This window comes from Methylocystis sp. WRRC1 (assembly GCF_020733155.1).
Taxonomy (GTDB): domain Bacteria; phylum Pseudomonadota; class Alphaproteobacteria; order Rhizobiales; family Beijerinckiaceae; genus Methylocystis.
The window spans coordinates 767,441-793,682 of the sequence record NZ_JAJFZJ010000001.1; the positions used below are offsets into that span (position 1 = coordinate 767,441).

Below are 26,242 nucleotides of genomic sequence, written 5' to 3' on the forward strand. Positions count from 1 at the left end.
TTTTACTGCTTGAAGGACGCGTAGAGCTCATCCGGCAAGCAAACTGCTTCTTCAATTGACCAATCGAAGTCTCTCAGCCTGCCATCCTTGGCATTCAACGAAAACAGACGGTGGTTAGGGTAAAGCGCAGAGCGTAGTTCCTGTTCCGAATGAAAACCGCCTTTCATCGATTGACCGACCAATTCGAATAGTATCACGGGTCGATCTCGGCGAAGCGTCTCTGCCAAACCTTCCAAAACCTTCTTTTCATAACCTTCTACATCAAGCTTCAGGATGTCGATGCGCTCGACGCCAAGATTATCCATGACCGCGTCGCCGCGTCGAACTTCAACTCTGATATCCTTTGCGGGATCGAGCGTCCACGTCAATGATCTTGCGCCGCTGTTGTCATCGAATCCCGATCCGAGTTGACCCTCGCCGTCGACGTCGCCCAGCGCATAGTGAAGCAAAAGTATATTTCTGACGTCGTTCCGCTGAGCATTCATTTCCAAGCGAGCAGCGACATCGTTATTTGGCTCGAAAGCAATGACGCGATCGACACGCTTCGACATGAATAAACTATGCTGACCAACATTTGCGCCGACATCAACAAAATTCAAAAAACGTCTCGTCTTTCTCAGAACGGATGCCGCTGAATTCAAGAAACAAAGCTCTCCGGGGGCATAAGAACCAAGGAAATATATGTGCCGATCAATATATTGATTTAATGACCCCCTGTAACGGAGGCCTTCGAAACAAATATCAAACTCCTTCGGCTCGGATTTTCCGAGCAATCCAATCTTCCAATATAAGGTCTCAATCTTTGGAATGGGGAACTTACCTACAACATGTGCTAAACGCTGCACGACAGAGGGGCTTGCTCCCGTAAGACTAATTTGCTCTCCTATCATATGGGTAGCCTTTTGTATCTCGTCACATATTCCGTCGCAGCCAGTATTCCATTGCATGCCGATGCAAGACTGTATTGGTGTGCCGCCCGCTCCAAAGCGGGGACGTCCCGTCGTCGGTCGACAAATGCGGTAAGAGTGCGGGCCAGCTTTTCCACGTCGCCAACCGGAAATGTCGCCCCTACCCCCCGGTACGCCGCCAAGTCCGGCGCGCATCCGCATGCGTCCGATACAATGACCGGCCGGCTGCAAGCCAACGCTTCGTTGGCGACGAGGCCCCAGGTTTCCCTGTTCGATGGAAGTACAAGGACATCGGAGGCGGCGTAGGCCAACGGCATTTTCGACTGGTTGCAAAAGCCGAGCATATGGAGCGGCACGCCTGCGCGCCGCGCCTCGGCGACAAGGCTTTCCTCGAGTTCGCCCGAACCGGCGATCATTACTTCAATCGGCAGCCCGCCGGCCCGGCACAACGCCGCCGCCGCGATGACATCGCCGGGCCGCTTGAAGGGCAAGAGTTTTCCGGCGAACAGGGCGACGAAGGCGTCGTCACTAACGCCGAAATGCGCCCGCAGCGCAGCGCGCGCCTCTGCTGTCGCTCGCTGCGCAAACCACGCGTTGTCGACGCAATGCGGTGAGAAGAAAAGGCGTCGTGCCGGATAGCGATAATGTTCGTAATAGGCGCGGTTGCGCTCTCCAACATAAAGCGCCGCGTCGAACAGCCGCAAAAGTGGCGGATACAGCAAGCGCTTGATCGCCCGTTTTGACCAATGTCGCCTCGTTCCGAGATGGCTGTCGCCGCGCACGAGAAGCCGGATTCGTTGGTGCTTCGCGGCAAAGATGCCCTGCCAGAACGTCTTGAGATGCCAGCCCATCACGAGCAGGGCGTCCACATTCTCCCGCTCCATCGCGGGGCCGATGTCGGGCGTGTCGCAACCAGAAAAGTGATCCGCCCCGGGCTGAACCGCGACATTGCGGAGGAAGCTGTGCGAATAGCCATCGAGCAGGTCGACATCCCAATCGAAGGCTGCGCCGAATCCCGCTGCGGCCTGCTGCGCCGGCGTCGCGCGATGCGCGTAGAAAACCGTGAGATCCACGCGTTTTGCGAGTTCTCGGTAGAGGGGAGCATAATATTGAATTGGGTGAGAGGCGAGAATTGCCAGGCGCATCGGTGGGAAGAGCTACGCTGCGCTTTCGGCTTCGCGGGCGATCATTGGATGAGAAGGGATCTTCGCGACTCGATCGAATATTGCCGCGAACTTCGCGGCGATCGAATCGGCGCAATAGTTCCCATAGGCGGACCGTCCGGCCGCCTCGAAGTCGCGCCCGTTGACGACGAGCCGCAGGAACGCGTTCGCGAGCGCCGGCACCAGCGCCTCGAGTTCGGTCCGGTCAACGAAGGCGAAAGATAGGCCGCCCCCCGCTTTCGCCAATATGTCATGCGAGCTGCTCGCCCGATGATACAGCGACAGATAGGGCCGCTCAGACATCAGCGCCGGATAGATTTTTGAACCCGTGTAATGCGCCTCGTCTGATCCGATCAGCAGCAGGCCGTCCGAGCGGGCCAGAATGCTCAGCGCATCGAGATAAGGCGCGCGCGCCGGGATTTCCGACACGGCGTCGGCGACGCCGGCCGCCTCTGCGAGGGGGCGCACTCTGAAGAGATCGTTGATTCCCGGCTGATTGCTCGTGCCGACGAAATTGAGCCGCACACGGGCCATTGCGTTCGGGGCATCGATCCTCGCGCGGGCGAACGCCGCGAGGAGGACCCGCATGGTCGGCTCCGATCGCGGCATGAATGTGCCGACGTAACTCAGATTGATGAAGGACGGATCGATCAGGGGCGTTCGTGCGGGGGCGGCTCGCAGCGCGACAAAATCGTCCGGATCGCCGCCGATCGGGATCGCCGCCATGCGCGCGCGGTCAACCCAAGGATAGCGCGCCGCCATTTCGTCGTTCTGACGCACGGAGACTGAAGTGATGAAATCGGCGTAGTGCACGACTCGTGGCTCAAGCACGGTCGCCATCCTATGGGCGAGCCCAGCTTTGGAGAGCGGCGGCTTTTTCGCGCCTTCAGCTGACACCCATGGGTCCTGAAAATCCAGAACCACGGGAATGTCGAGTTTTTCCCTGGCGTAGCGAGCGAGCGTCATGGGAAAGAACGGCGCGCCGGTGATGAACAGAACATCCGGTTTTTCCCGCGCCGCAAGTTGCCCCAGCGCCGTGCGTAGCGCAAAATAGCCACGCAGGCCGATGTCCCCGAACCCGGCGAGGCGGGCGACAGGCGCAGGAATGGCGCCGACACGGATTTGTTCGACCGTCGGAGGAACGAGCGCCGCAAGGGCGGGATCGTTTGTCTCCGTATACCAACGCTCGTCGACCCGCAGAACGATCGGCCGCCACCCGTGCCGGGGCAGATGTGTGGCTAGAAGCCGCGCCCGATGTACGCCGGCGAGGGAGGACGGCGGAAAATGGGGGGAGAGAAGAATGACCCTCCCCATTCCCTAACTCCAACTCTTGTCTGTCGAAAGAGCGGAATCCCGCCGTACAAAAATGAAGTCTCCCTGTCTTGCTCGACCATCCCTCGCGCGTGCGCCGAGCGCGGCTACATCATACAGTTCAAAATGCCGCGCATCGAGGAAATCCATGATTTGCACAATCGGAGGCTCGTAGGCTTGAGCGAAAAATGAAACCTCGGTGAGAATAACCTCCGTTCGCTCCAAAGTTTTTTCCCCTCCCGCAAGCGCCTCAAGCTCGTAGCCCTGCAAATCCAGTTTAAGAAAGATCCGTTCGTTGTCGAGCGAGACGTTGGCAAAAATTGAATCGAGCGTAGCGGCTCGCACATCAACTGAATTCGCATTTTGGGCGATGCTGATGTGCGCGCCCGTGGTAACCTCACCAGGAGAGATATTCAAAGAAATTGTGCCCTTCGAATACGACGGCCCGACAAGAGCGACCGGATGGAAACTAAATCCCCGTGCGGCGCTCAAATTATGCAGCTGGTCAAGACATTCGGGCTGAGGCTCGATCATGTCGACAAAGGCCGACGAATATATGTTTGCGGCCTTTTTAGCAAAAGCGCCTATGTTAGCGCCTCCGTCGATGATCCTGCTAGGGCTGAATCCACGACGACGCATCGCAAGCATCATCTCTTCGATAGCGTCGAACCTGTTCAGGTCGCCGCGCCTGACGATCCGATACGGAGTGCGTTTGAGGATCGCTTTTATCAACTCCTTCATATTACAGCCTCTCTGAAATGGCCTTCACACCGTTCAATCATCCTTCCATATAAAGACACGTAAGCCTCTACCACCGCGTCGTCGGAAAACATTTTCTCTACCCGCGCCCGCGCCGCGTCCCGCCGGATCTCGTCGATGCGTCCGACGGCCGCCGCCATCTCCTCCGCCGTATCGACCACGAAACCTGTCACCCCATGCTCGACGACCTCGGGAACCGAACCACGCCGAAAGCCGATCACCGGCGTCCCGCAGGCCATTGCTTCGGCCATGACGATGCCAAAGGGCTCCTCCCATAAGATCGGCATCAAAAACGCCTTCGCCGCGCCCAGCAGCGCATTTTTCTGCGCGTCGTCCACGGGACCTACGTAACGCACCCGGTCGCCGTCGACATGCGGCGCGACATTGCGCTCGAACCAGCGGCGATGCGCCTCGGGCACATTGCCGGCGAGGATCAGACGGACGCCAGCGCGGCGCGCAACATCAATCGCAACATGCGGCCCCTTGATCTCCTCCATGCGGCCAAGAAACACCAGCGGCGCATCGTCGTCTTGTGAGGGGACGAAGGAATAGGTTTCCAGCGGCACGCCGTTGTAAACGAGATGCCAGCGGCCGACATCGGCGACATGCGACATCATGAATTTGCTGATCGCGGAAAATTCCAGCGTTCCGCGCGAAAGCCGGGATCCGAGCCGAATCGAGCTGCGGCTGATTTCGCGCTGATAGGTCATCAGCTTGGGAATTCGCAGCGGCAGGATCGGCAGAAGATAGGCGATGCGTGAGAAGGAATGAACGACGTCGAATTCTCCCCGCGCTGCTTCGCGTGCAAGCGTCGCCGCATTGCGGATCGTATCGATTTTCGACCGGCTGCTTTTCCCCGGCCATGGAACCAGCCTGCCCACCGAGCGCGATTCGGGATGGGCGAACAGCGTCACCTCATGGCCGCGCGCTGCGAGCCCACGCGCCAGCATGTCGACAATGCGCTCGATGCCGCCGTAATGCAGCGGCGGGACAGGAAGTTCGGGATCGGCGGTCAGGGCGATGCGCAAACAGCCTCCACTGTGTTCCGACCGTCGCGGGACAGCGCCTCGCCAACAAGTTCGATAAGTTTGAGGGATTCCGTTTCCCAGTTGTAGCGCGTGCGGCCGAGCTCGAACGCCGCCGCCCGCGCGGCCGCGAGCGCGGCGGGGTCGAGAAGCAGCATGTCGAGTTCGCGCGCCAGCGATTGCGGTTCGTCGCAAGGATAAAGCCGCAGACACGACGGCGCTTCGGCGGCGAAACGCGCCTGCGCCGGCGTGTCGGAGATCATGACGGGCAGACCCGCCAGAAGATAGGTGAACAGCTTGTTGGTGAGCGCGATCTTGCGGTTCGGCGTATGTCCAATCTCGGACGCGAGCCCCACATCGTTTTGCGCCGCGAGCCGGACCATTTGCGACGGTGCTTCGGGCGCGAGGACGTGCAGCCGGTCCGCGCAGCCGAGCGACTTAGCGAGGCCCGTCAGACGCTCCCGATATCCCGCCGCAAACTGGCCGCGGACATAAAAATGCGGTCGGCTGCGGGATCTGGCGATGGCCTGAAGGGCGCATTCGAGACCGCGGTCAGGGCCGATGGTCTGAGAAAACCAGTACACCGACGGCCCCGGCGCGGCTGTTCCTGCGGCGGACGCTGCGGCCGGCGCGTCGCCGAGGGGAAAGACGTTCAAGATCGTTTTCGGCGTCGCGATCGCGTACTCTCTGGCGTAGGCGTCGGCGATGTCCGGGGAAGCGGCCGTCACATAGGCGGCGCCGGGAAGATAACGTCCTTCAATCGCTCGGGTCAGCCGGCGCGTTAACTCATGCGCAGGGCCCTCCGGGGGGTCGCCGGGATGAAAGTCTTCCGCGTCGAAGGCGTAGCGCGCTCCGTGAAGACGAGCGGCGGCGGCGGCGGCCGGAAGCGCGGCGGGGTAATGGGCGATGTAAAGGTCGGCTTCGACTTTTGCGGCCGCTGCGGCTAACTCACAGGCGGCTGGATGCCATGCGGCGGTCAACAGCGCGTCATTCGTGAAGCCGGCTCTTACCGCCTGCCGCGCCAGCCGGAGGCGAAGCCCTTGCTTCAGCCACAAGCTCCTAGGTCCTAAAGGGCCGAACCGAACCTTTTCTACGACGGACCAAGGGCGTAAAACGAATTCTTCATCCGCCGTCCGGGCCCAGCGCAGATAGTCTGCAGCGATGGTTTGGACCGCGTATCCTGCGGCGGCAAGAGCATCCGCCTCCTTGACAAGCCGGGGATTGGTCGAGAGATGCCCGGGGGTGATGAGGCAGATCCTACAATTCACCACAGTCGAGACACTGATTTATCACTCCACCCACAGATCACGGAATTTTCAGTTCCGGTTTCAGTCTCAAATTGTGTGATGCTTTTTGTACTTTGCGGCTAATGCCTGCGTCAAAGGAGCCGCCACTAGGAAACTGAGGCTGTCACTCATCTTTGCCCGAACGCTCATCACAGAAAGCAATCGCCCTGGCTTTCGGATCATCGCTACGATCCAACGTAAGATTGCGAGCAGCGGGGCTTCCCTTATTAATGAACGAGCCTCCGGCAGTGCGATCCCGGTTGACACAAGCGTCACAGCTCTTGGCGAGAGAGCCGACTCGCAGATTGTCCAGAGTTGGCTCGCGAGCTGGCTCTTGCACGCCGTATCACCCAGAGCAATGAAGCAACTCCCAATCAAAATTATCTGATACTGTCCCCAAATCTCACCACCTCCTCTCGCCGTAGTAATTGTTTCTGCATAATTGACCAGTGGCTGCCCACATAAAAGAACAGGCGCGTCGATTAATCGCTCACGAAAGTGTTCGGTCACATCTACAGGTATAGAAAAAGGTGTTCTCAAGTTGATGGCTGGCAGCCTTACCATAAAAGAGCTGTTACAGAAAACCGCGTGACCACATATGGATGGAAGATCGTAATGGAGCTTTCGCAATTCATAAAAATCCCATATTGTTTTGTTGGTATTTGTCCAGGCTCCGCCTTGCTCCTCTCGCCAAATCAGCTCATTTCCAACAACAATCTGTCTATCTGCATTGTTTAACAATATGTTAAGCATTGTTCGGATAAAACTCGGATCCCACCAGTTATCATCCTCCAATAACGAAGCGAAATGTGCCTCTGTCTCTTCAAAGACTAAATTGAAATTAGCTGTCGCGCCTCTTTTTGTAACGGGTTCGAACATACGCACACGAGAATCGCCCAGCTCATCCACGATCGCGGCTACGTTGCTGTCTTCCGGGTCGTCGTTCACTACGCGTACTACGATATATGGGTAACACTGATTTATAACGCTTCGCAAAGCTCGCCGGAGCAACTCGTTTCGTCGATATGTCACCACATACACGGCGACAAGCGGTTGTTCGCCTCGGTCAATCGATGACATCTTATCGGCCTATTGACAGAAGAGTCATGAGCTTTCGATACAAAGGCTACGCACAAACGTAATTGAACAAGGAACTGCAAAGCAATTTATTCGGCAACGGCTTCTAGCAGCGCGATATACTTCTGCGCGCTTCTTTCCAAGGTCAAGTTCTCCATCACATAATCGCGCGGACTGAACTTTCCCGAGCGCGCGCACTCAAGAAACCGCTCCAGAGCAGCTTCGAAATCGGGGATACCGAGAAATTCCACCCCGCAGCGCTCATCGAAAAATGGAACCGATGTCGCCGGCACATGACCCTCCCCGTATCGGAAACGCCAAGGATCGAGCCACGCGCCGGGATTCCACGCGAGGATCGGCACATTGCAGGACATCGCCTGCTGATAGGCAAGCCCTTGCGTTTCATGCTCGCACAGAAACAGCATCGCTTTCGAGCGTGCGAGCGCTGATGCGTAGTCGCGCGGCTTGTAAGAGCCGTAGCGGATCACTTCATAGGTTAGCCCACGCTTTCGCAGCTGCGCCAATATCGGATCGACCATCGCACGATGGACCCGGTCATGATCCCACCGCACCTTGTCGTAAACGAGGAAATCGACGCTCTTTCGGCTCGTGGAGGCGGGCGCCCAATGATCCGTGTCGATGCCGACGGCCCATGTCGAGATTCTCGGGCCGTAATGGCGTTCGTACATCGCCTTCACCCAGTCGCAGTGAACCACATAACTGGCGACGGGATAATCCTCGAACAATGTCGGCCATTCGAGAGAATGGGCGCAGACCGCCACGCCCGCGAGGATCGGATTTTTCGCCTCGTAGCCATCGAGACAATCCGTGCCCAGTCCGATGACTCCGACGAGATCCCCGGGTCGAATCTCACTGTATGGGATATTGGCCGCATAGTCCGCGCCGATCCGATCCAATCCTTTGCACAGATTGACATAAACGCTCTTTATTCCGCCGATTGGATCGGGCCCGCGCACCAGCCGCCTGACCTTGGCGCGCCAGCGGTGATCGCCTTTCAACCAGCGATCGGCCGGCGTTTCCCGGAAGAAGATGCAAATACGACTGGAAGCCATTCTCTTTCCTGGGTTTTCAAATCTTTTTGGCCGACAAGACATTTACGCTTGGTTCAACGTCTCTTTTTTGAGAGGACGGAAACAATTTCGACCCGAGGCGGGTTACAGGCCGCTCGACAGGGCAATCGATCCAGTAATTTCTCATATTGAAAACATATTCATGCTCAATCAGCTAGTTCGATCTTCATCAGGCGTTCATAGGCATCGACAACGTCACGGGGACCGTAATATTCAATCGCTCTCTTACGCAGCGACATCCCGCGCTCCGTCATATTCGGCGCGGACAAAATACGCGCGAGAACGTGCGACAGCTCCAATGCGTCGCCGGCGCGAAAAACCAGATCGCGATTGGCCTCTCCGACAATCTTCGGCAGCATCCCGACGTCGCTGCAGACGACGGGAAGGCCGCTGGACATGGCTTCGAGCATCGCCAGAGGGAACGTTTCCTCGCATTCCGAAGGAACGCAGGCGATATCGAGCGCAGCAAAGTATTCCTGCGTGTTCGGGGCAGGCGGCAATATATGGATGCGGGACCTGAGGTCGGCGTTGGAAACCAGCGAAAGTCTATACGCCGGCTCTCCCCGCCCCATCAGTATCAGATCCACGTCCGCCACCGTCGTCGCGAGCTGGTTGAACGCTTCGACGAGCGTCCGCACGCCCTTCTCGGGGACGATCCGTCCGATGTAGCCGATCAGTTTTTTTTCCGTCGGCAGGCCCAGCCGACGCCTCGGCTCTGATTTGTCGGCGACCGGATGAAAAAATTCCGTGTCCACGTAATTGCGAATTTCATGTAGCGTCTTCCGTGGCCAACCTGCCGCCAACCAGGTCTCTTTCGTGTGCGCAGCAGGCGCAATTCCGCCGCCGAGAAATGGCGCGGAAAGACGCACCGTCCAACGGAGATCGCCAGCCGGCAGACCGAGGTGGAAAAACGCCCGCGCTCCGGTCAATATCCGCAATACGGCGGCGACGCGCAAAAAGCCGAGATGCGACGAAAAAATCGTATCGATCCTGTTTTCCCGGATTAGTCGGGCAAGACGCATGATTTGAGCCGCCGCTCGCAAAGGCTGGCGCAGCGGAAATCCGGGCAGGTCGAGGCGCGTGCGTCCTGAGATGAAAGCTGCATAGGCCGGGATCATCGCCCCGTCTTTGGCTTAGGCGAGAAAAACCTCGTGCCCCCTCTTGGACAGCTCACCGCTCATGCGCAGCGTAAAGCCTTCCATTCCTCCGCCGAATTCTGGATGCGGCTCAATTACGAGGATTTTCATGTAGTTGATATTCAGTAGAGCTGTCCAACTAGAAAATTGTAAAAAATTTTCAATTTTTTGGTTGGCTACTATTTGTGTTGTCTAGAATGAATCTATTTTTTGTTTTTTGAATCGGCCTAGCCCCGAATATGGCGTGGTAGATGCCTCGAAACATGTTCTTGAAAAGCTCAAAAGCACACAGATGACTAGTTAAAATTACCGCGAACAACGAAGGAGCCGGAATACGAGCAAACCAAAGTCGTAACGCGACGGAGGATCTTTTATATAGGAGCCCCTCAACATGATGTCCAAGAAAGTGAACAACTATAGGCGTCGCATCAGAAGCCGGAAAATAATCTTGATGACGACTATCTGGATAGGGAGGATTCATCATGTGACATATTCCTTTCAAAATATCCAATTTTATGACCTGCGGCCACCACTGAAAATCAGCATAATATCGCCCAGTGTTTTCAACTGGATTTATTTGTTGTTTTGCCAACGCGGCCCCGATCAGCATCTCGTCGTTCGGTTGCCCGCGAAGCCTCACAAAGCCAACCTGGTCATAAAGCGGTTCGAGCTTCCGTGCTTCGTCAAATATCTTTTTTGCTCCTGCGTTCTTGTCCACGTAATAGATACCACCATTGAAGTTTGGCATAAACTCAATTGAAAGCACCCTCAAATAGGACTCTACGTCACCAAAGCGCTCGCCAGAGGTCATGGTCACGCCGAATATCCCGACTGGAAGGCCGTCGAACGCTTCGAACAGCGGGTCCGCAGGGCCAGTAAACAAACAATCCGCATCAACAAAAATCGACTTGTCAGATGGAGCAAAATTGTCAATGAGTAATTTGATGCTGAAACCACGAGGCAACGAGAAACCAGATATATTTACGACGTAAGTTTTTTTGAGAGCGTTATTTATAATCAACGGGTAATCAGTGATTATATAAAAAGGTATATCATTGTCGCCGTTGAAATACTCAAAAGATAGCGCTAAATTAATCGCCATCTCTCGGAAGGCGGGAAGTCCTGTCGCGATTGTAAAAACTGACTTTTTGTAGGACATAATCTACACAATAGCTGAAAGATAAGGCGATATATTTTTGTGCAAACCTGCTGGAAACCTAGCGTAGCCAATACCCCAATTAGAATCGAGGCTGACGGTCTCTCCGTTCAAGGGAGACGGGCTATGAATATAATCGATTATTGTATTCGACTTGAAGATCTTCCCGTCAGCAATCCGGATCGCCTCCGGCTCCAACATATAAATTCCCTTGGCCAAAAAGGTCACATCGACCCAAATTTTACATTTGGGGCTATTGATATTGACCCCTGACGAGCCAAATCCCCCTACCGACACGATACCTATTCTTTCTCCATGCACGCTATTGATAAATACGCGCATTTCATACGACCCTTCGACCAGCATATTTCCTTCAATATTCAAAATCAGTTGCTCATTATTGGAATTTGCAGCATCAATGCAACAATTAATGACGGCTCTCTTGGCCGACGACGCACCCATGGTCCGCGCCTTAGAGATCATTGAGTAGCGCTCGATTACGTTCGAACATTCGTCAATGAGTTCAAAGGCTCCTCGGTGCAGTAAAATCGCTCGTGGGCACAGCGCCCTTATCGCCCCCATATTGTGACTGACGAAAAGCACCGTTCGCCCTTGCCCCGCTACCTCGCTCATCTTCCCCAGGCACTTCTTCTGAAACTCCGCATCCCCGACCGCCAGCACCTCGTCGACCACCAGAATTTCCGGCTCGAGATGCGCCGCAACGGCGAAGGCAAGCCGCACATACATGCCGGAGGAATAATGTTTGACCGGTGTGTCGAGGAATTTTTCCACCTGGGCGAAGGCGACGATCTCGTCGAATTTGCGTTTGATTTCGGCGCGGGTCATGCCGAGGACCGCGCCGTTGAGAAAAATATTCTCGCGCCCGGTCAGCTCCGGGTGAAAGCCCGTGCCGACCTCCAGGAGGCTGGCGACGCGGCCTTTGATCTCGACCCGGCCGGCGCTCGGCTCCGTGATCCGCGACAGGATTTTCAGCAGCGTCGACTTGCCGGCCCCGTTGCGGCCGATCACGCCGACGACGTCGCCGCGGCGTATTTCGAAGTTCACGTCCTTCAGCGCCCAGAATTCTTCGACCTCGTCGCCCTGCACCAGCTGGCGGCCGCCCATCATGTCCCGCGCGGAGCGCACGAGGCCTTTCACATTGCGCGAGATCACGTCGCGCAACGCGGTATAGCGCTCGCTGGACTGATGGCCGATCAGATATTTCTTACCGAGCCCCTCGGCGCGGATGACGACGTCGTTCACGGATTACACCATGTCGGCGAAGTTGCGCTCGGTCGCGCGAAAGTAGCGCACGCCGCGCCACAGGAAAAATGTGACGACGCAAAGGCTCGCCAGAAAGCCCGGAACGTGCAGCCGGCTTTCTCCGCCGAGCAGACACCAGCGAAAGCCGTCGATGACGCCGACGACGGGATTGAGGCTATAGAGAAAACGCCACGCCTCCGGAACCACGGCGCTGGAAAAACCCACGGGCGAGACATAGAGCCCGAATTGGACAATGAAGGGAATAACGTAACGGAAATCACGGTATTTGACGTTGAGTGCGGTGACCCACAGCGCCGGTCCGAGACTGGCCGCGACAGCCAGTAGAACGAAACCGGGAAGAAACAGGATTCTCCATCCCGGAAAAAACCCGTACCAGAGCATCAGCACCATGAGCATGGCGAGATTGACGAGAAAATCGGCCACGGCGACCATGGCGGCGGCGCATGGGATCACGAGGCGTGGAAAATAGACCTTCGAGATGAGGTTCGCATTGCCGATGAGGCTGCTGGACGCGTCGGACAGAATGCTGGAAAACAGAAACCATGGCAGCATGCCGGCGAAGACCATGATGGCATAAGGCGCCGAGCCATCGCTCGGCAGGGCGGCCAGCCGCCCGAAGATAACGGTGAACACGATCATCGTGAGGAACGGCCGGATCAGCGCCCAAGCCAGGCCGATCACGGTTTGCTTGTAGCGGACCGCCACGTCCCGCCAAGCGAGAATGGCGAAGAGTTCCCGATAATGCCAGAGGTCCGACCAATAGTTACGCTCTGCGCGGCCCGGCTCGAGAATTGTCAGGCGTTCGCCGACGGACGGTCGGCGGTCAGGCGAGAGTTCGGAGGAGAGCGTCGACATGGCTTGCAAAATTTGGGTAGGAGAAACGTTGTGCAGCGTGAGGATCGATGGGCGCTCGCCCGTGCAGAACATCAAGTAGCGCCCCCCCGATCTCGTCAATTGACATCGGATCGATGAGGCGACCGATCGCACCATCCGCGAGCGCATCTACGCTGCCGTCGCGATTTCCAGCGATCACCGGCAGTCCCGCCGCCGCCGCCTCGACGAAAACGATGCCGAAGCCCTCTTTCGTACTCGGCATGATGAATGCGTCAGCCGAGCGATAGAGTGACAGCAGATCGACGTCGTCGACCTTTCCAACCAAGCGCACAGCGTCCCTGAGTTCGAGCCGCGCCGCTAGCGCTTCGATGTCCGCACGCCCGTCACCGTCGCCGACAATAACGTAAACCGCTTTCGGCTCGGCCAGCCGAACTCGCGCCATCGCCTCGATTACCCGGCTGTGACCCTTGTAAATGTCGGCGCGGCTCAAGCGCGCCACGGTGAGAATGACCTTCCGGTTGGACAGGCCAAACTTGGCGAGCGTTTCCTCGCTGCGCGGCCCTGGGGAGAAGATCGGCCGGACGGTGTTTGGCAGCACGCGGACGCGCTCCGGGCAGACTTCCGCCCATTCGAGCAATTTCCGGCGTGTATAACGGCTGACGGTGGCGATCACATCGGCATGCCGGACGGCGGCGCATGCAAGTAAACCTGGAGGCGTCCAAGCGTCGACGCCATGTGTCTGTATCCAGAGCCGTCCCCCGAACATCTTCTGGATCGCTGCGCTGAGCGGGGCATGGTAGATGTGCCCGCAAAAGACGAGATCGAACGGGCCTCGGCTTCGCGCCGTGGCAATCGCGTTCAATGCATAGCTGAACCGCCCGATGCGCGGCTTGCATTGCCGGACCTTCAGCGGTGGTCTCCCAAATGCTTCGCCGGCAATGCGCGGCAGGACCTCGATACGTTCGACGAGGTCCGAGTCCGAAAGGGACTGAAAGAAATCGCGATTATATTGGGCGATGCCGCCATAGCCGCCGAAAGCGTCGGTTACCAGAGCGAGAACACTCAGGCCGCGCGCCATTGCGTCTTTCTGGTTACGACCTCTGCCCAAGCCCGCGCCCAAGGCCGGAACGCCCGGTCTGAGACCGGCGCATCGCTCCGTGTCGAGCGCGCCTCCCGACCCTGCCACTGTTCGATCGGCGTCATAAATCCCGTCTTTGGGCGTTTCCGCACGGCGACAGGCAAAGGCCGCGAAGGCGCGTTGGCGAGCATGCTCTTGTCCGGCGCGTGACCCGACGCGGCGGCGATCTCAGCCGTTCGCCTCAGCAGAACGGAGTCGACGAGCGGCGTGCGAATTTCGACCGAATGCGACATGCTCGCCCAGTCGCTATCCCGCAACAGGCGGCTTCGCATGTATAGTGTGGACTCGAGCGTCGATACGCGCGCGGCGGGGGTCGACGGCCGTGGCGCGAGTTCGCGTTCGATCAATCGGAGCGGCAAGAGACGCTGTAGTCCCGCCGAAACCGTTTCGTGCGGTATCACCTCGCTCAACTCCCATGGCATATATAGAGCGCGCTTCAATAGATAGGCGCCCGCATAATCGCCTCCGTATTCGAGCATTCCTGCAAGTTTCGGATTGGCGCCAAGCACGCGGGCCAACGGTCTTCCGACGCTACGCGCCGCGCGGCCGAGGAACGGCACCTGCGAGGGAGCGCGCAACAGCCTCACCCACCGGGGAATATTGGTGAAGGAAGGATAGCCGCCAAAAAGCTCGTCGCCGCCGAGGCCCGAGACAGCGACTTTCAGCCCGCATTCGCGCGCGGCCTTGGCTACGAACCAAGTGTTGACACCGTCGATTGTCGGCAGATCCATGGCCGCAAGAATCTTTGGTAGGTCGCTTTCGAACTCCTTTTTGGAAACACGTCGCACGATGTGTTGCGCTCCATATGTTCGCGCAACTTCGGCCGCAAGCGGCGCTTCGTCGGTCGTGGACCCGACAAACTCATCGAAGGCCAGCGTGATGGCTTGAATGTCCTCCTGACCGACGTCCCGCATGAGTCCAATCAGCGACGCCGAGTCGACGCCTGCAGACAGAAAAACTCCGACCGGCACGTCGGCGACGAGATGGTGGCGAACAGTGTCGAGCAACGCTGCGCGAAACTCTTCAGTCGCCGCTTTCGCGTCCATGACGGACGCGCCACCCGCTTCTGCGTCGCAGTAGACTTGCGCAATCGAATGATAGCGCGAGGGCGCGTGGGCGCCGGTGCGGTCAACGACAAGGGTCGAGCCCGCCGGAAGAGACGAAATCGCCCGATGAGTCGAGAACGGCTCCGGAATGTGGCCGAACAGATAAAACCCGACCTCGCCAGCCGGATCGGGGTCGTTTGGGATGGCGCCGCCAGCCAGCAGCGCCTTGACTTGACTCGCGAAGCGGAACGTCCAGCCGTCGTCGCTGTAATAGAGCGGCTTGATGCCATAAGGGTCACGCGCCAAAAACAGTTTACGCTCGGTTGCGTCCCAGATTGCGAAAGCGAACATGCCGCGCAGATTACGAACCATTTCCTCGCCCTCGAGCGCGAAAAGGTGAAGAAGAACCTCGGTGTCGGATTGACTGCGGAAAACACATCCCCTGTCCTGCAGGCATTGGCGAAGTTGCCGATAATTGTATATCTCGCCGTTGAAGGTAACGACGTATCTTCCATCGGCGCTCGTCATCGGCTGGAGCCCGGCCGCTGAGAGATCGATGATCGAAAGGCGCCGATGCCCAAACCCGACGCGCAAGTCGTCGGAAGTCCAGCAACCTTCTGCATCCGGTCCGCGCGCAATCATGTGGTCGCGCGTGCGGAGCAGTTCGTCTGCATCGATCGGATTAGCTGCGTAATGATAAGCGAAAATGCCGTTGACGCCGCACATACACAATGATCCCGCATGAATTTTGAAACAACAACAACCCATACTCATGACTTCGCCGCCACATGGACTTTCGACTGGAAGCCCCGTATTAGCTGGCCGCTTGGTCCAATCTTATGTGGTGCGGCGACACGGCGCATTTCGTGCCCGTCAGCACGCGGCGACGACAACTCATACGGCTCCAATCTCCTCCGCGTGACCTACCCGCAAACTCGCCTTGATGGCTCGCCGGACTGCAAAACTTGTCCTTTCGAAGAGGAGCCAGAACACGTAAGCCGCCAGCAGGCAAGCCGCCATCTTCACGAAGAACGCCCCGATCGACACAGGATCGATTTTATTGCTCTTGGGGAGAAGGACGCATAACCACGCATTGATAGGATCATGGATCAGATAGAGGCTGAACGAAATTTGGCTTAACATCGTATCACATTTCCCGCAGGAGCGAGCGCGTGATTGATCCAATTTCCGTCAAGGGTGGGAATGCTAGCGCAGAAACCGAGACAAATGAAAGTCTCGGCATGCGCGGGTGATAGGAGCACTATATTCGAAAACGACTTGCTGGTTGCGCCGAGTTGATATGCGATGAGGCCGAGCGCAACCATCGCCAATCCGACAAGGAACTGCCGCCGCGCCAGCGTCGAATGGCATCTCATCTGCGCCGTCAGGGCGCCGAAACTCCAGAACAGCACATAAAGCGCACCGAGCTTTGCGAAAACGAGAGCTGCGAACAAGATCGCCATGAGGGCGAGGGGACCCGTCTTTCCCGTGAATATGGCGGCAACGGCGCCAGCCAGAACATAGAACCAGATTTCATAGGCGAGGGACCACAGCGGCGCATTTCGGGGAAGCGTATCTACAAGGACACCGTTCAATCCGAACACATTGCCTACGGCCTGTAGCGCCCCAACCGCGTCACTGAAGATGCCGAGATTGATGGAAACGGTCAGAACGCAGGCGGGGACGAGCGGGATGAGAATACGCGTGCCGCGATCGATTGCGTAATCAGCAATCGAAAAGCGCCCTGCTCGAAGCCGCGAAATGAGGTTGCCGCCGACAAGAAAGCCGCTCAGAACGAAGAAGATCAGGACCGCTTCATGGCCGAGTCTCGTGCTTAGAAAGAAAAGTTCGACCACCGACGTGCGCTGACTGGTCGGCAGCGCGCCGAACTCGACCCAGTTGCCGCCGCGCAAATGGGTGAGCATCACCTCGATCGCCGCCAAGCCGCGAACGAGATCGAGCGCTAAAATGGAATTTCGAGGCGTCGCCAGCGCGATAACCTTCATTTCTCGCGCACTGCGCTCATGGCTGCGACGCGCCTGATTGGACGCGCAGCCCCTGCCGCGCCGGCCCGCCCGGGCGTCCCGCAGCCAGCAGGCCGGCGCGGACGCTTTCTCGCGTCTCGTCGCGGGCAACCGATAGCGCGGTGCGCAGCGCTATGCGCTGCGGGTCGGCGATCTCGCCCCAGCCGCCGACGAGATCGCTGATCACGCCCTTGCGGACTCCGCCCGGCAGCATCGGCCATAGCGGCAGCGCGAACACTGCCCTGCCCGCCATCAGCCGGCCCTCGTTGCGGCCGGTCAGTTGAGACATCAGCAATGCGCCACTGATCCTTTCGGCGGGTTCACGGGTGGAAAAGCGCGCTCGCGCCAGATCGAGCCACGCGCCGCTGGCGAGCGGCGTCAAGACCAGGAGATCTTGCAGCTCCACGAGCCGCTGCGACGAGTCCTCCCTTCCGGAGAGCGCCAGCAAACGTGTGCGCGCGCGCGCGCCGACAGTGATGTCGCCGAGGAATGGTCGAAGCGCCTCGGGCGCGGAAGCGGCGTCGGCGCGCAGTTCAGCGAGACCATAACGCAGCAGCGTCGTCGCACGCCAAATCGTGAAGGAGCAGAGCCCGATGACAAGCAGCGCGGCGCCTGTTCTCCAGCCGGGCGCGACGCTCATTCCGTGTAGTATTTCTTGTAGTAGCGGCCGCCAAAATAATACGAGTGGGCGTATTTGCCGTATTTCTGCGCCTGAGCGTCGATCACGCGGTTGAAAACCACGCCGGCGACTTTCTTGTGACCCGACAGACGCTCTATCGAATGAGTGACCATCTCGCGCGCCGTCGACGCCCAGCGCACGACGAAGATCACCTTGTCGACGAGATGGGAGACGATGAGCGGGTCAATGACCGGACCCATCGGCGGCGTATCGATGATCACCAGGTCGAATTCCACGCGCAGCGCGGCGACGAGCGCCTTCATGCGCTCTGAGGCGAGGAGATCCGGCGGATTCTGCGTCTTGCCGCCGCCCGGCAATACCCAGACCTTAAGCTTTTCGCTGTAATGCATCACCGAGGCGAGGTCCGCGTCGCCAACGAGATAGTCGACGACGCCGATTTTCTTGTCGGCCTTGACGTAGCGCGATGTGGTCGGATGACGCAGATCGCCGTCGACGACGAGAACCTTCAACCCCGACTGCGCCGCGGAGCTGGCCAGGGCGAGCGCCAGCGTGGACTTGCCTTCGCCGGGAACCGTCGAGGTGAATTGCAGCACCTTCGGCGGATGGTCGACGTCGCTCATCTGAATGGCGCTACGCAGCGAACGAAAGGCTTCGCTCATTCGCGACAGCGGCTTGACCTGGGGATATTCCGGAATGGTGAAGGCGGAGCCATTGACGGTGAGATCGCGCGCCTCGATCCGGGAAATCGAGGCGAGCAACGGCAGCGCCAGCATTTCCTCGATCTGGCGCGGCGTGGTGAAGCCGGCATTGAGCAATTCGAGCGTATAGGCGCCGCCGGCGCCGGCCATCAGCCCAAGGACGAGCGAGACCAGCATGATTTGCATTTTCTTGGGCGACGAGGCGAAGCCCGGCGGCAAGGCCGGGGTGATGATGCGGGCCTCGCGCACCTCGAAGGTCGACTGCTCCTGAGTGACCTTGGCGCGCTGCAGGAAATCCTCGAACAGGCTCTTGTTGACAGCGGCGGTGCGCTCGAGTTCGCGCAGCGTGATCGCCTTTGTATTGTCGAGATCGCTGGCGCCGGTGACCTCGCGCAAGGTCTTTTCGACCGCTTCCTGCCGCGCCTTGGCGAGTTCATATTCATTACGGACATTGGCCGCCAGGCGCTGCACTTCGGCGTTGATGGCGCGGTGCGCGTCGGCCAGTTGCGCGCGCAGATTGACGACGGCGGGATGGTTGCCGCTATATCGGGCGAGCAGATCCGCCTCCTGTCGGGAGAGGTCCTGAGCCTGCTTGCGCAACTCTGCGATGGGGCCGGAATTCATGATATCCGGGAGAGCAGTGATATTGCCGCCGCGCGCTTCGATCTTCTGCAAGATGTCGAGCCGGGCCTTCTTATCTGCGGCCTCGGCGCGCGCCTGAACCAGCCGGCCGTTCAATTGGCCAAGTTGCTCCTGATTTAGAGTCGCGCCCGGCGAAGAGCCGCCAAGATTGTTCTCGGCGCGGAAGCGGGCGACCGCCTCCTCCGACTGCCGCAACTGCTGGCGCAATTCGACGAGGCGGTCGGAAAGCCAGGTCGAGGCGCGCTTGGCCGCCTCGAACCGCGCGTCGAGCTTGTCGACGACATAGGCGTCAGCGACGGCGTTGGCGAGGCGCGCAGCCTTTACGGGATCCGCGGAGGTGACCGAAATGGCTATCACCGACGCCTGACCGGCGCGCGTGACGGTGAGCGCGCTCTTGAGATTCTCGATGGTGGCGATGGTCTCGGGCGCAGCCGTGTCCGACGCCCCCGGGGAACGCGACGGATTGGCGTCGCCGCCCTTTTCGCCTGCTTTTCTGTCACGCTCGCCGGAACGCGAAAACAACCCGCTGATTGTCGAGAACAGCCCGCCTCCGCTTTCGACCGACGGCGCCGCGCCGAACTCCGGATCGCTGACGAGGCGCTCCTTCTTCACGACGCGCCGCAACAAATCGCTCGACTTGATGATCGCGATCTGGTTTTCGATCATCGAGAGATCGCGATATTCGTCATCCATGATGACGTCTTGTCCGGCCGCCTTTTCCTTGCGCGGATCGAGCAGCAACTGGGCGGTCGCGGTGTAGAGCGGCGTCTGCCGGACGATATACACAGCGCCGAACAGCAGCGCCAACGCGGTAACGCCGGCGATCAGCTTCCACTGGCGCCAGACGAAATTGATCGCCTCGCGGATATCGAAACCGCCGCCGGTCTCAACCGGGACGGTGAAATCCTGCACGGGCTCGAAGCGGTTCAAATGCGGAGCTTTCGACTTTGTTCTGGGGGGATGGACATCGATCAGGCTAGTCGGACGTTACGGCGAGCGAACTTTCGGCCTGCGCCGCGCCGGCGCCGAGGATCGCCAGAAAAGTCAGCGCCACGCCCTCCATCTGGAGACTGAAATCGACAAGCGCGTGCGCGCCGACGAGGATCGAAGCCGCCGTCGCAGCCAGGGCGGGCGTGGCGTCTCGCCGTCGTGTCAGCGCGCCGCGGAAACATCGCGCCGCGATCCAGCAAACCGACAGGATCAGCGCTGAGCCGAACAGCAATCCGAGGCCCTGCCAGATTTCGAGGTAGCTGTCATGCGCCTTGTCCCAGACGCCGGAGACAGGGATCGACTGGTCGCGATACATCGGGAAGACGTCAGCGAACGTTCCGTAACCGAAGCCCAGCAGCGGCGTGTCCAAGATCGAGCGCATGACGACGACGTAGACGGAAATGCGGCTCGTGTCCTCGAGGCCGGAGGTCGCCATGCGCCCGACGATCAGGTCTCCGAAAAACATGAAGCTGGCGACAAGCGCGACGGCGATGAAGACGACGGCTTCGACGCGGTCGCCGCCGCGACGCTGCTGTCGGGAGAATGACATTGCGAGCAAGGCGAACACGCCGAGCGCCGTCGCCAATATGCCGCCACGCGACACCGTCCCGAGCAAAGCGACGACGGTGACGAAACCCGCTCCGAGCAACGACCAGCCCCGCCGCCCGGTCGCTTCGATGAATTTGGTCAGACGATAGCGCATCAACCCCGCCGACGCAGGGACTTCATGCCGGAACAGGCGCAGCGTCAACGCCACGGTGACGACGAGACCGAGACCGGCATAGGTGGCGAAACTGTTGCGATTGACGAAGGTCGCGCGCAGGAAGCCGCCGCTCGCCGGCGCGTCGAAGGGCGGAATCTGTCCCGCGAAAAAAGCGGCGAGGATGATCGCATAGGCGGAATAAGCGGCGGCGATGAGACTGACTGCGCGCAGGAGCGCGTGCGCGCGCAGGGAATTGCGGCACAATTGCACGGCAAGCCAGAAGAGACTCGCCGCCGTCAACAGGCGAATGAGCGACACCAGGGTCTCGCCACGGTTGACGGAAATGGCGCCGTCGATCGGCTGACCGAGCGCATCGGCGGCCATGCCCCAGATCGGATGCGCGAGCATGGGCGGCGTCGGCGCAAGTTGCAGGCCGATCCACAACAACACGAGGCCGAACAGCGTCGCCGGCGCGCCCAGGCGCCTGAGTCCGATCGGATGCGGTTGACCGGTCGTCAGCAGATAACACTCGTAAAGCAATGTCAGCGTAGGGAAATAGACGCCATTTATTCCCCAAGCCGTGATGCGATTGCCGCCGAGCCAGAACGGCGCCCAGGCGAGACCGAGGAGAAGGCCGAAAAAGATCAGGGCCTCGACTTTGCTTTCACGCCAAAGTTGCGAAAGCGGCCCGGGACGGCGCGCAGGCGCGCTCGGCTCCGCGGAGTCAAAAATTGGTTCGGAAATGGACAGGCGGATAATTCTTTCAAACGGCGCATGGAATGTCGCCACGCTACCGCAGTTCGGGTGAAACCGATCGTTTCGCCCGCGGCATAACAATAGTCGTCCGCCCAAGGCGAACGAATTTACGCGGCGACGAGGCTCGAACGCTCCAACGTCGCGGGGATCTTGCCGCCCATGATTTCGAGCAGCACGCGCACTCGACCATTGGCGTCGAGGCGCACGAGCTCCCCAATCGCCTGCGCGAATGGACCGACGGTCACGCGAACCGCTTGGCCCTCGACCAGATCGCGGTCGAAACGGCAGACGCCGGCTTCATCGACGTAACCGAGCAACGTCTCGACGACGCCGGCAGGGACCGGCATCGGAACGTCTTCTCCCATGATCATGCGTGCGACGCCGAACGTGCCATTGACGGAGCGCCATCGATCACGATTCAGATCGAGGATCACGAAGAGATAACCGGGAAAGGCCGGCGCACGCACTGTGCGCAGCTTGCGCGCATGGCGGACGGTCTTGATCACCTGCGGCGTGAAGACGGCGAAACCCTGCGCCACGAGTTGCGCGCCGGCGCCCGCCTCGCGCCTTGCAATCGTCTGCGCCACATACCAGCGTTCACCCGGCGCGAGCTCGAAACTGCTGCGCGCGCCAGTTACGCCAAATGCGCTTCCGGACGATAAAACCATGTTCTACGTCGCGCTCCGGCCACTCTCGTTACACAACCGCAAAGCTGTATGCCGGCGCCTCTTCAGACGCCTTTCCCGCATTGGTAAAGCCATTTGTATACAACCGCAACGCTTTAGATAGGACATGCACAAAAATTCTTCCGGCGGTCGCTCCGCTGGACGCGTCCGCCTTCATTACGTCATTGACCGGGAATGTTTTTTGCCTCGGGTTGGAACAGTTGGCGCGGTTGAATTGATTTCGCGCCGCCGCTCTCCGACTCCGGTCTTGCGATTTCGGCGCAATTGGGGTCGCGCGACATGTTGCACATGAATCGAGTTTGCGTGGATCGTGGCGTTTGCCGCCAATGTCCGGCGCCGGAGGTTAGTTGACTGGCTAGCGCAATTTTGGCGAATTCGGATGCGCCTAATTTGGTCTCCCTTCATGTCTTGTCGCGCGTTCGGACGGAAAACCGCCTACACTTTTCCTGAACGCGCTTTAGTGTAATTGGCGATTGCGTCGCTGATGACCGTCCCCTGCGTCGTCTCGGCGAGCAGATTGGTCGAAATGTCTGCATCCAGCGTCGTTGACGTGCGAGCGAAACCAATCAGGCAAGCACAAAATCAATGGAAGTCGTTCGGAGACGACATCGTTGACCGTGACGGGCGAAGGACAAATAGCCGGTTCATTCTCCACCGCACGACGACCCTTCGGCATTCTCCCCGCTCGCAGTGTGTATGGCGAGCATCATGCGATTGTTCGGTAACGGCGGGCAGGAATCAAAGCGCCCCCTGCCCCGCACTTGCGGAAGCGGCGCAGGGCGTCACCTCAGCACGCGCGCCGCGACACGCGACTCAGCGCTCATCGTCTGCAGCGCAAAGTGGAAGTCGTCGCGCGCGATCCCGCCCTGCAAAAGAGATGGCGCAGCGTCTGCGACGGGCGTCAAACATTCAAGATCGACCCGACAGGGGTTAAGACGGCGCTCAATTCGGACTGACGAAAATTCCGCCGCCGCCGCCCAAGGCGCCGCCCGGGCCAAAGCCCCCGCCGCCGGGGGAGAAGAATGTCGAGCCGCCATTCGACCCGCCGGCTTCGGCGTAGTTCTGGTTTTGCAGAGACGCCACCATCGCGCCGGTCACAGGGTCCGAACATCCCAGCGCGGCCTTGATCACCCGCGCCTTGTCGGGATCGGCGCCTTGCAACGCGCGAACGAGGCCGATGGCTATGGCCGCCTTCTGTTCAGGGTTCGCCATTTTCGCCAGGGCGATGACGGCCGCGGCCGCGGAGGCGTCGCCCCTTACGGCGTCGACGATCGCCGCTGAGAGCGCGTCGCCGCCATTGGGATTGGCGCGGAGCAGGTCCTTGAGGCTCGCCGGCGGCGCTGCGTCGCAGGAATTCGTCGCCTGTTGCTGCCGGGGCGCGGGCTTTGCGTCGACGGCGGTCGCGCCCGGGAGCATGAGCGCCGCGAGGAGGAAGGGAACTGCTGCTCTGCTCATCATCTCACCCCGATTGGTCAATAACGATAGGTCAGGCCGGCCGACACGATATTCTGGGCGAACCCGGACGGCTTGCCGGCCAGAAGCATGGCGGCGGGCCAACTATACGCAAATATTGGCGTATTCCAGCCAAAGAAGCCCCATGGATTCGTGGAGAAGGTGCGCGAAAACTGGTATTCGATCGTTGCAGAAATATTTCGCCAGAAATTATAGTTCAGACCGACCCCCGTTGTCCAAGCATTTTGCTTGTTCCAGGGATTTGAAAACTGCGTCTCGCCATAGCCGCCGCGCACATAGGCCGACCAATATTGCGACAGCGCGTAATCGCCTTGCACGCGCGCCTGCAGGGTCTTGCTGGCCGCGGCCGAGGTCCAGGGCAGCGCAGCCGTCGACAAGGGAACGCCAAACCCCGTCGCGGTCGGCTGCTGGGCCGCGGACGACAGCGTCTGATCGACGCTCGCGGTCAGGGTGATGTAGGGCGTCGGATAATAGAAGATGCGGGCGCCAAACGCCGGCCGCGACGTCGTTCCAAAATAGCCGCGCGCACTGGTCTGGCTCTGATAGCCGCCGTAGATCTCGCCGCGGAACAGGCTGATCATGTCGGAACCGAGGCCGCCGACGACGCGGTAACCATTCGTGTCCGCCCAGTAGTTCTGGTAGAAGCGCAGATCGGCGCCGGGTTCGACGAAGGCGTAAAGCTGCGGCGTGACCCACATGCCGCCGCGAATCGAACCTGTGTAATTGAGGCCATTCAGCGACCGATTGGCGAAATTGGCGCCGCCGAAGGGCGCATACCACCAGGGATCACTCGGACGACTGTCGTAGGTGATATATTGCGCGCCGGTTGTCCCGCGCAGGAACCAGCGGCCGGCGAACTTCTTTTCCACCGAGACATAGGCCGAATACTGGTTCGTATACTGCTGGGCGGCCGAAATCGTATTGGCGCTGAGGAGATTGGCGCCGCCCGAGCCGACGCCGAAGTTGGAGCCGAAGACGCCGTTCTGGCGCGTGTAATCCGCCATGACTTGGAACGACAAATCCGCCATCGGCTCCCAATTGTGGGCAAAGCCGGCGCGGCCGGTGACGTTGGTCGGCCGCGCGTCGACGAGCGGGCGCGGCAGGAAGCGGTATGATTCTCCCAGGCCCGGATAGATCTGGACGTCGGCCATCAGATAGGCGTTGGTCTTGTGTATGCCGTTGTCGAGCCGCGCATCCAGCGCGGGGCGCAGCCGAACGCCAACGCCCGCGACGCGATCGAACGGCCGCTGATAGATATTATCGTTGAACACCGCGCCAGCCATGAACGACGGGTAGAACATCCAGCCGGCCATCGCGACGCCCTGGGCGGGGCTGGGGCCGGCCGAGACGCCCAGCGCCGCCTGCGTGGCCGCCGAGGGCGCGCCAAAGGTCGCGGCAGGCGCAGCCGCGTCCTCGGCGGCGACGGTGGGCATGACGAGAAGGACGCCGACAGTGGAAAAAAGGGCGCCCGTGCAAATATTTAGCTGCGAAAGCTTCATCACGCCCCCAACACACGCATATCTGAAAAAGCAGTGTATACAATCAATTCATACTAAAGCTTGACAATTCAATGCAAGGACAACCTTTCCGAGTCAAGGAACGCGGTCAATAAACATTTAAGGGTGTGGCGCTAGCGCCACAGTTAGGCGCGCCGTCAGAAATAGCGTTCCGGGAGCCGGATGAGATCGCCGGGAAGGACCGGAATCGTCGGCGAGAGCGGATATTCCCGAAAGCCGTTGTCGCCGATGTGCTGGATGAGAACATTCGAGCGGCTGGCGCGATAGGTCGAGCCGCCGGCGAGCGCGATGGCGCTCATCACATTCAGCCCGCTCTTGTAAGGATACTCGCCCGGCTTCCCGACCTCCCCGAGAATATAGAAGGGACGGAAGCTTGCGACGTCGACAGTCACTTTCGGATTGCGCAAATATTCGCCGCGAAACTTCTTGGCGAGCTCCCTTTCGAGATCCGGCTTGGTCAGGCCGGCCGCCTTGACCGTGCCGGCGAGAGGCAGGGAAACCATGCCCGCCGGGTCGATTTCATATTCGCCTGAAAGACGGTCCTCACCGAAGACGGTGACCTTGATCTTTTCGCCCGGCTGAAGGACCGGCGAGGATGCGGAAGACTTGATCAGCGCCTCCCGGTCCTCCAGCGACACGGGCCCGAGCGACGCGCCGCTGTCGCAGCCGGCCGACGAAAGCAGCAACAGGAAAATGAAAAGAGCGCGGAGCGGCGTGAGTGAATTTCTGGTCAACAGCATGGAATGCACCTTGGTGCGCGTCGGCCGAGAACTGTATAGCTTTAGGCTACCGTTGGGATATAAGACCCATCGGTGAACGTCAACATTAACGCGCCGCGAACAGATAAGCTAAAGCTCTGAACAAGGTATGAACCGCCGGAACACCTTTGTTTTCCATAT

At 59.4% G+C, this 26,242-nt stretch carries 23 protein-coding genes; all 23 read right to left on the bottom strand.

The features are described from left to right. Positions 1 to 2: 2 nt before the first annotated feature. The 23 genes from LG047_RS03845 to LG047_RS03955 all read right to left on the bottom strand — a co-directional run bounded on the left by LG047_RS03845 (position 3) and on the right by LG047_RS03955 (position 26,083). Positions 3 to 845: an FkbM family methyltransferase gene (locus tag LG047_RS03845; protein ID WP_227965530.1), complete on the bottom strand. Its 843-nt coding sequence runs from the start codon at positions 843 to 845 to the stop codon at positions 3 to 5. A gap of 41 nt (positions 846 to 886) precedes the next feature. Continuing rightward, positions 887 to 1,777, bottom strand: a complete 891-nt coding sequence (locus LG047_RS03850; protein WP_227965532.1) for a glycosyltransferase family 4 protein — start codon at positions 1,775 to 1,777, stop codon at positions 887 to 889. A gap of 288 nt (positions 1,778 to 2,065) precedes the next feature. Beyond that, positions 2,066 to 3,385, bottom strand: coding sequence for a glycosyltransferase (locus LG047_RS03855; protein WP_227965534.1), 1,320 nt, complete (start codon positions 3,383 to 3,385; stop codon positions 2,066 to 2,068). A gap of 3 nt (positions 3,386 to 3,388) precedes the next feature. Then, entirely contained in the window at positions 3,389 to 4,123 is a 735-nt protein-coding gene (locus tag LG047_RS03860; protein WP_227965535.1) for an FkbM family methyltransferase, read from the bottom strand. Further along, positions 4,120 to 5,169 (bottom strand): glycosyltransferase family 4 protein, encoded by a 1,050-nt coding sequence (locus LG047_RS03865; RefSeq protein WP_227965536.1) that lies wholly within the window; start codon positions 5,167 to 5,169, stop codon positions 4,120 to 4,122. The genes LG047_RS03860 and LG047_RS03865 overlap by 4 nt, the downstream gene beginning before the upstream one ends. Beyond that, on the bottom strand, positions 5,154 to 6,221 hold the full coding sequence (locus LG047_RS03870) for a glycosyltransferase (protein ID WP_370634985.1): 1,068 nt from the start codon (positions 6,219 to 6,221) through the stop codon (positions 5,154 to 5,156). The genes LG047_RS03865 and LG047_RS03870 overlap by 16 nt, the downstream gene beginning before the upstream one ends. Positions 6,222 to 6,500: 279 nt before the next feature. Further along, complete coding sequence (locus tag LG047_RS03875; protein WP_227965538.1) at positions 6,501 to 7,532, bottom strand: glycosyltransferase; 1,032 nt, start codon at positions 7,530 to 7,532, stop codon at positions 6,501 to 6,503. 86 nt (positions 7,533 to 7,618) lie between these two features. Next, on the bottom strand, positions 7,619 to 8,602 hold the full coding sequence (locus LG047_RS03880) for a glycosyltransferase family 1 protein (protein WP_227965539.1): 984 nt from the start codon (positions 8,600 to 8,602) through the stop codon (positions 7,619 to 7,621). A gap of 164 nt (positions 8,603 to 8,766) precedes the next feature. After that, positions 8,767 to 9,738 carry a glycosyltransferase family 4 protein gene (locus LG047_RS03885; protein ID WP_227965541.1) on the bottom strand — a complete coding sequence of 324 codons (972 nt, stop codon included), beginning with the start codon at positions 9,736 to 9,738 and terminating at the stop codon, positions 8,767 to 8,769. 178 nt (positions 9,739 to 9,916) lie between these two features. Then, positions 9,917 to 10,915, bottom strand: a complete 999-nt coding sequence (locus LG047_RS03890) for a hypothetical protein (protein WP_227965549.1) — start codon at positions 10,913 to 10,915, stop codon at positions 9,917 to 9,919. Positions 10,916 to 10,918: 3 nt separating this feature from the next. Further along, positions 10,919 to 12,175 carry an ABC transporter ATP-binding protein gene (locus tag LG047_RS03895; protein ID WP_227965556.1) on the bottom strand — a complete coding sequence of 419 codons (1,257 nt, stop codon included), beginning with the start codon at positions 12,173 to 12,175 and terminating at the stop codon, positions 10,919 to 10,921. A gap of 3 nt (positions 12,176 to 12,178) precedes the next feature. Beyond that, complete coding sequence (locus tag LG047_RS03900) at positions 12,179 to 13,051, bottom strand: ABC transporter permease (RefSeq protein ID WP_227965559.1); 873 nt, start codon at positions 13,049 to 13,051, stop codon at positions 12,179 to 12,181. Beyond that, positions 13,020 to 14,108 carry a glycosyltransferase family 4 protein gene (locus tag LG047_RS03905; RefSeq protein ID WP_227965561.1) on the bottom strand — a complete coding sequence of 363 codons (1,089 nt, stop codon included), beginning with the start codon at positions 14,106 to 14,108 and terminating at the stop codon, positions 13,020 to 13,022. The genes LG047_RS03900 and LG047_RS03905 overlap by 32 nt, the downstream gene beginning before the upstream one ends. Continuing rightward, complete coding sequence (gene asnB / locus LG047_RS03910; RefSeq protein WP_227965563.1) at positions 14,093 to 15,940, bottom strand: asparagine synthase (glutamine-hydrolyzing); 1,848 nt, start codon at positions 15,938 to 15,940, stop codon at positions 14,093 to 14,095. The genes LG047_RS03905 and asnB overlap by 16 nt, the downstream gene beginning before the upstream one ends. Before the next feature lie 168 nt (positions 15,941 to 16,108). Next, the gene (locus tag LG047_RS03915) at positions 16,109 to 16,357 is read right to left on the bottom strand and encodes a hypothetical protein (protein WP_227965565.1); all 249 of its coding nucleotides are present in this window, start codon (positions 16,355 to 16,357) and stop codon (positions 16,109 to 16,111) included. Further along, positions 16,351 to 17,220 carry an acyltransferase gene (locus LG047_RS03920; protein WP_227965567.1) on the bottom strand — a complete coding sequence of 290 codons (870 nt, stop codon included), beginning with the start codon at positions 17,218 to 17,220 and terminating at the stop codon, positions 16,351 to 16,353. Before LG047_RS03920 ends, LG047_RS03915 begins: the two co-directional genes overlap by 7 nt. A gap of 16 nt (positions 17,221 to 17,236) precedes the next feature. After that, complete coding sequence (locus tag LG047_RS03925) at positions 17,237 to 17,878, bottom strand: hypothetical protein (RefSeq protein WP_227965568.1); 642 nt, start codon at positions 17,876 to 17,878, stop codon at positions 17,237 to 17,239. Further along, positions 17,875 to 20,148 (bottom strand): polysaccharide biosynthesis tyrosine autokinase, encoded by a 2,274-nt coding sequence (locus tag LG047_RS03930; RefSeq protein ID WP_227965570.1) that lies wholly within the window; start codon positions 20,146 to 20,148, stop codon positions 17,875 to 17,877. The genes LG047_RS03925 and LG047_RS03930 overlap by 4 nt, the downstream gene beginning before the upstream one ends. Positions 20,149 to 20,194: 46 nt before the next feature. Then, entirely contained in the window at positions 20,195 to 21,700 is a 1,506-nt protein-coding gene (locus LG047_RS19700) for an O-antigen ligase family protein (protein ID WP_227965572.1), read from the bottom strand. Positions 21,701 to 21,774: 74 nt separating this feature from the next. Continuing rightward, complete coding sequence (locus tag LG047_RS03940) at positions 21,775 to 22,335, bottom strand: transcription termination/antitermination protein NusG (RefSeq protein ID WP_227965573.1); 561 nt, start codon at positions 22,333 to 22,335, stop codon at positions 21,775 to 21,777. 960 nt (positions 22,336 to 23,295) lie between these two features. Continuing rightward, positions 23,296 to 23,808 (bottom strand): hypothetical protein, encoded by a 513-nt coding sequence (locus LG047_RS03945; RefSeq protein WP_227965574.1) that lies wholly within the window; start codon positions 23,806 to 23,808, stop codon positions 23,296 to 23,298. 17 nt (positions 23,809 to 23,825) lie between these two features. After that, positions 23,826 to 25,325, bottom strand: a complete 1,500-nt coding sequence (locus LG047_RS03950; protein WP_227965575.1) for an outer membrane beta-barrel protein — start codon at positions 25,323 to 25,325, stop codon at positions 23,826 to 23,828. Between the two features lie 155 nt (positions 25,326 to 25,480). Continuing rightward, a complete protein-coding gene (locus tag LG047_RS03955; RefSeq protein ID WP_036282448.1) occupies positions 25,481 to 26,083 on the bottom strand; it encodes a polysaccharide biosynthesis/export family protein in 603 nt (200 codons plus the stop codon). Positions 26,084 to 26,242 lie beyond the last annotated feature (159 nt).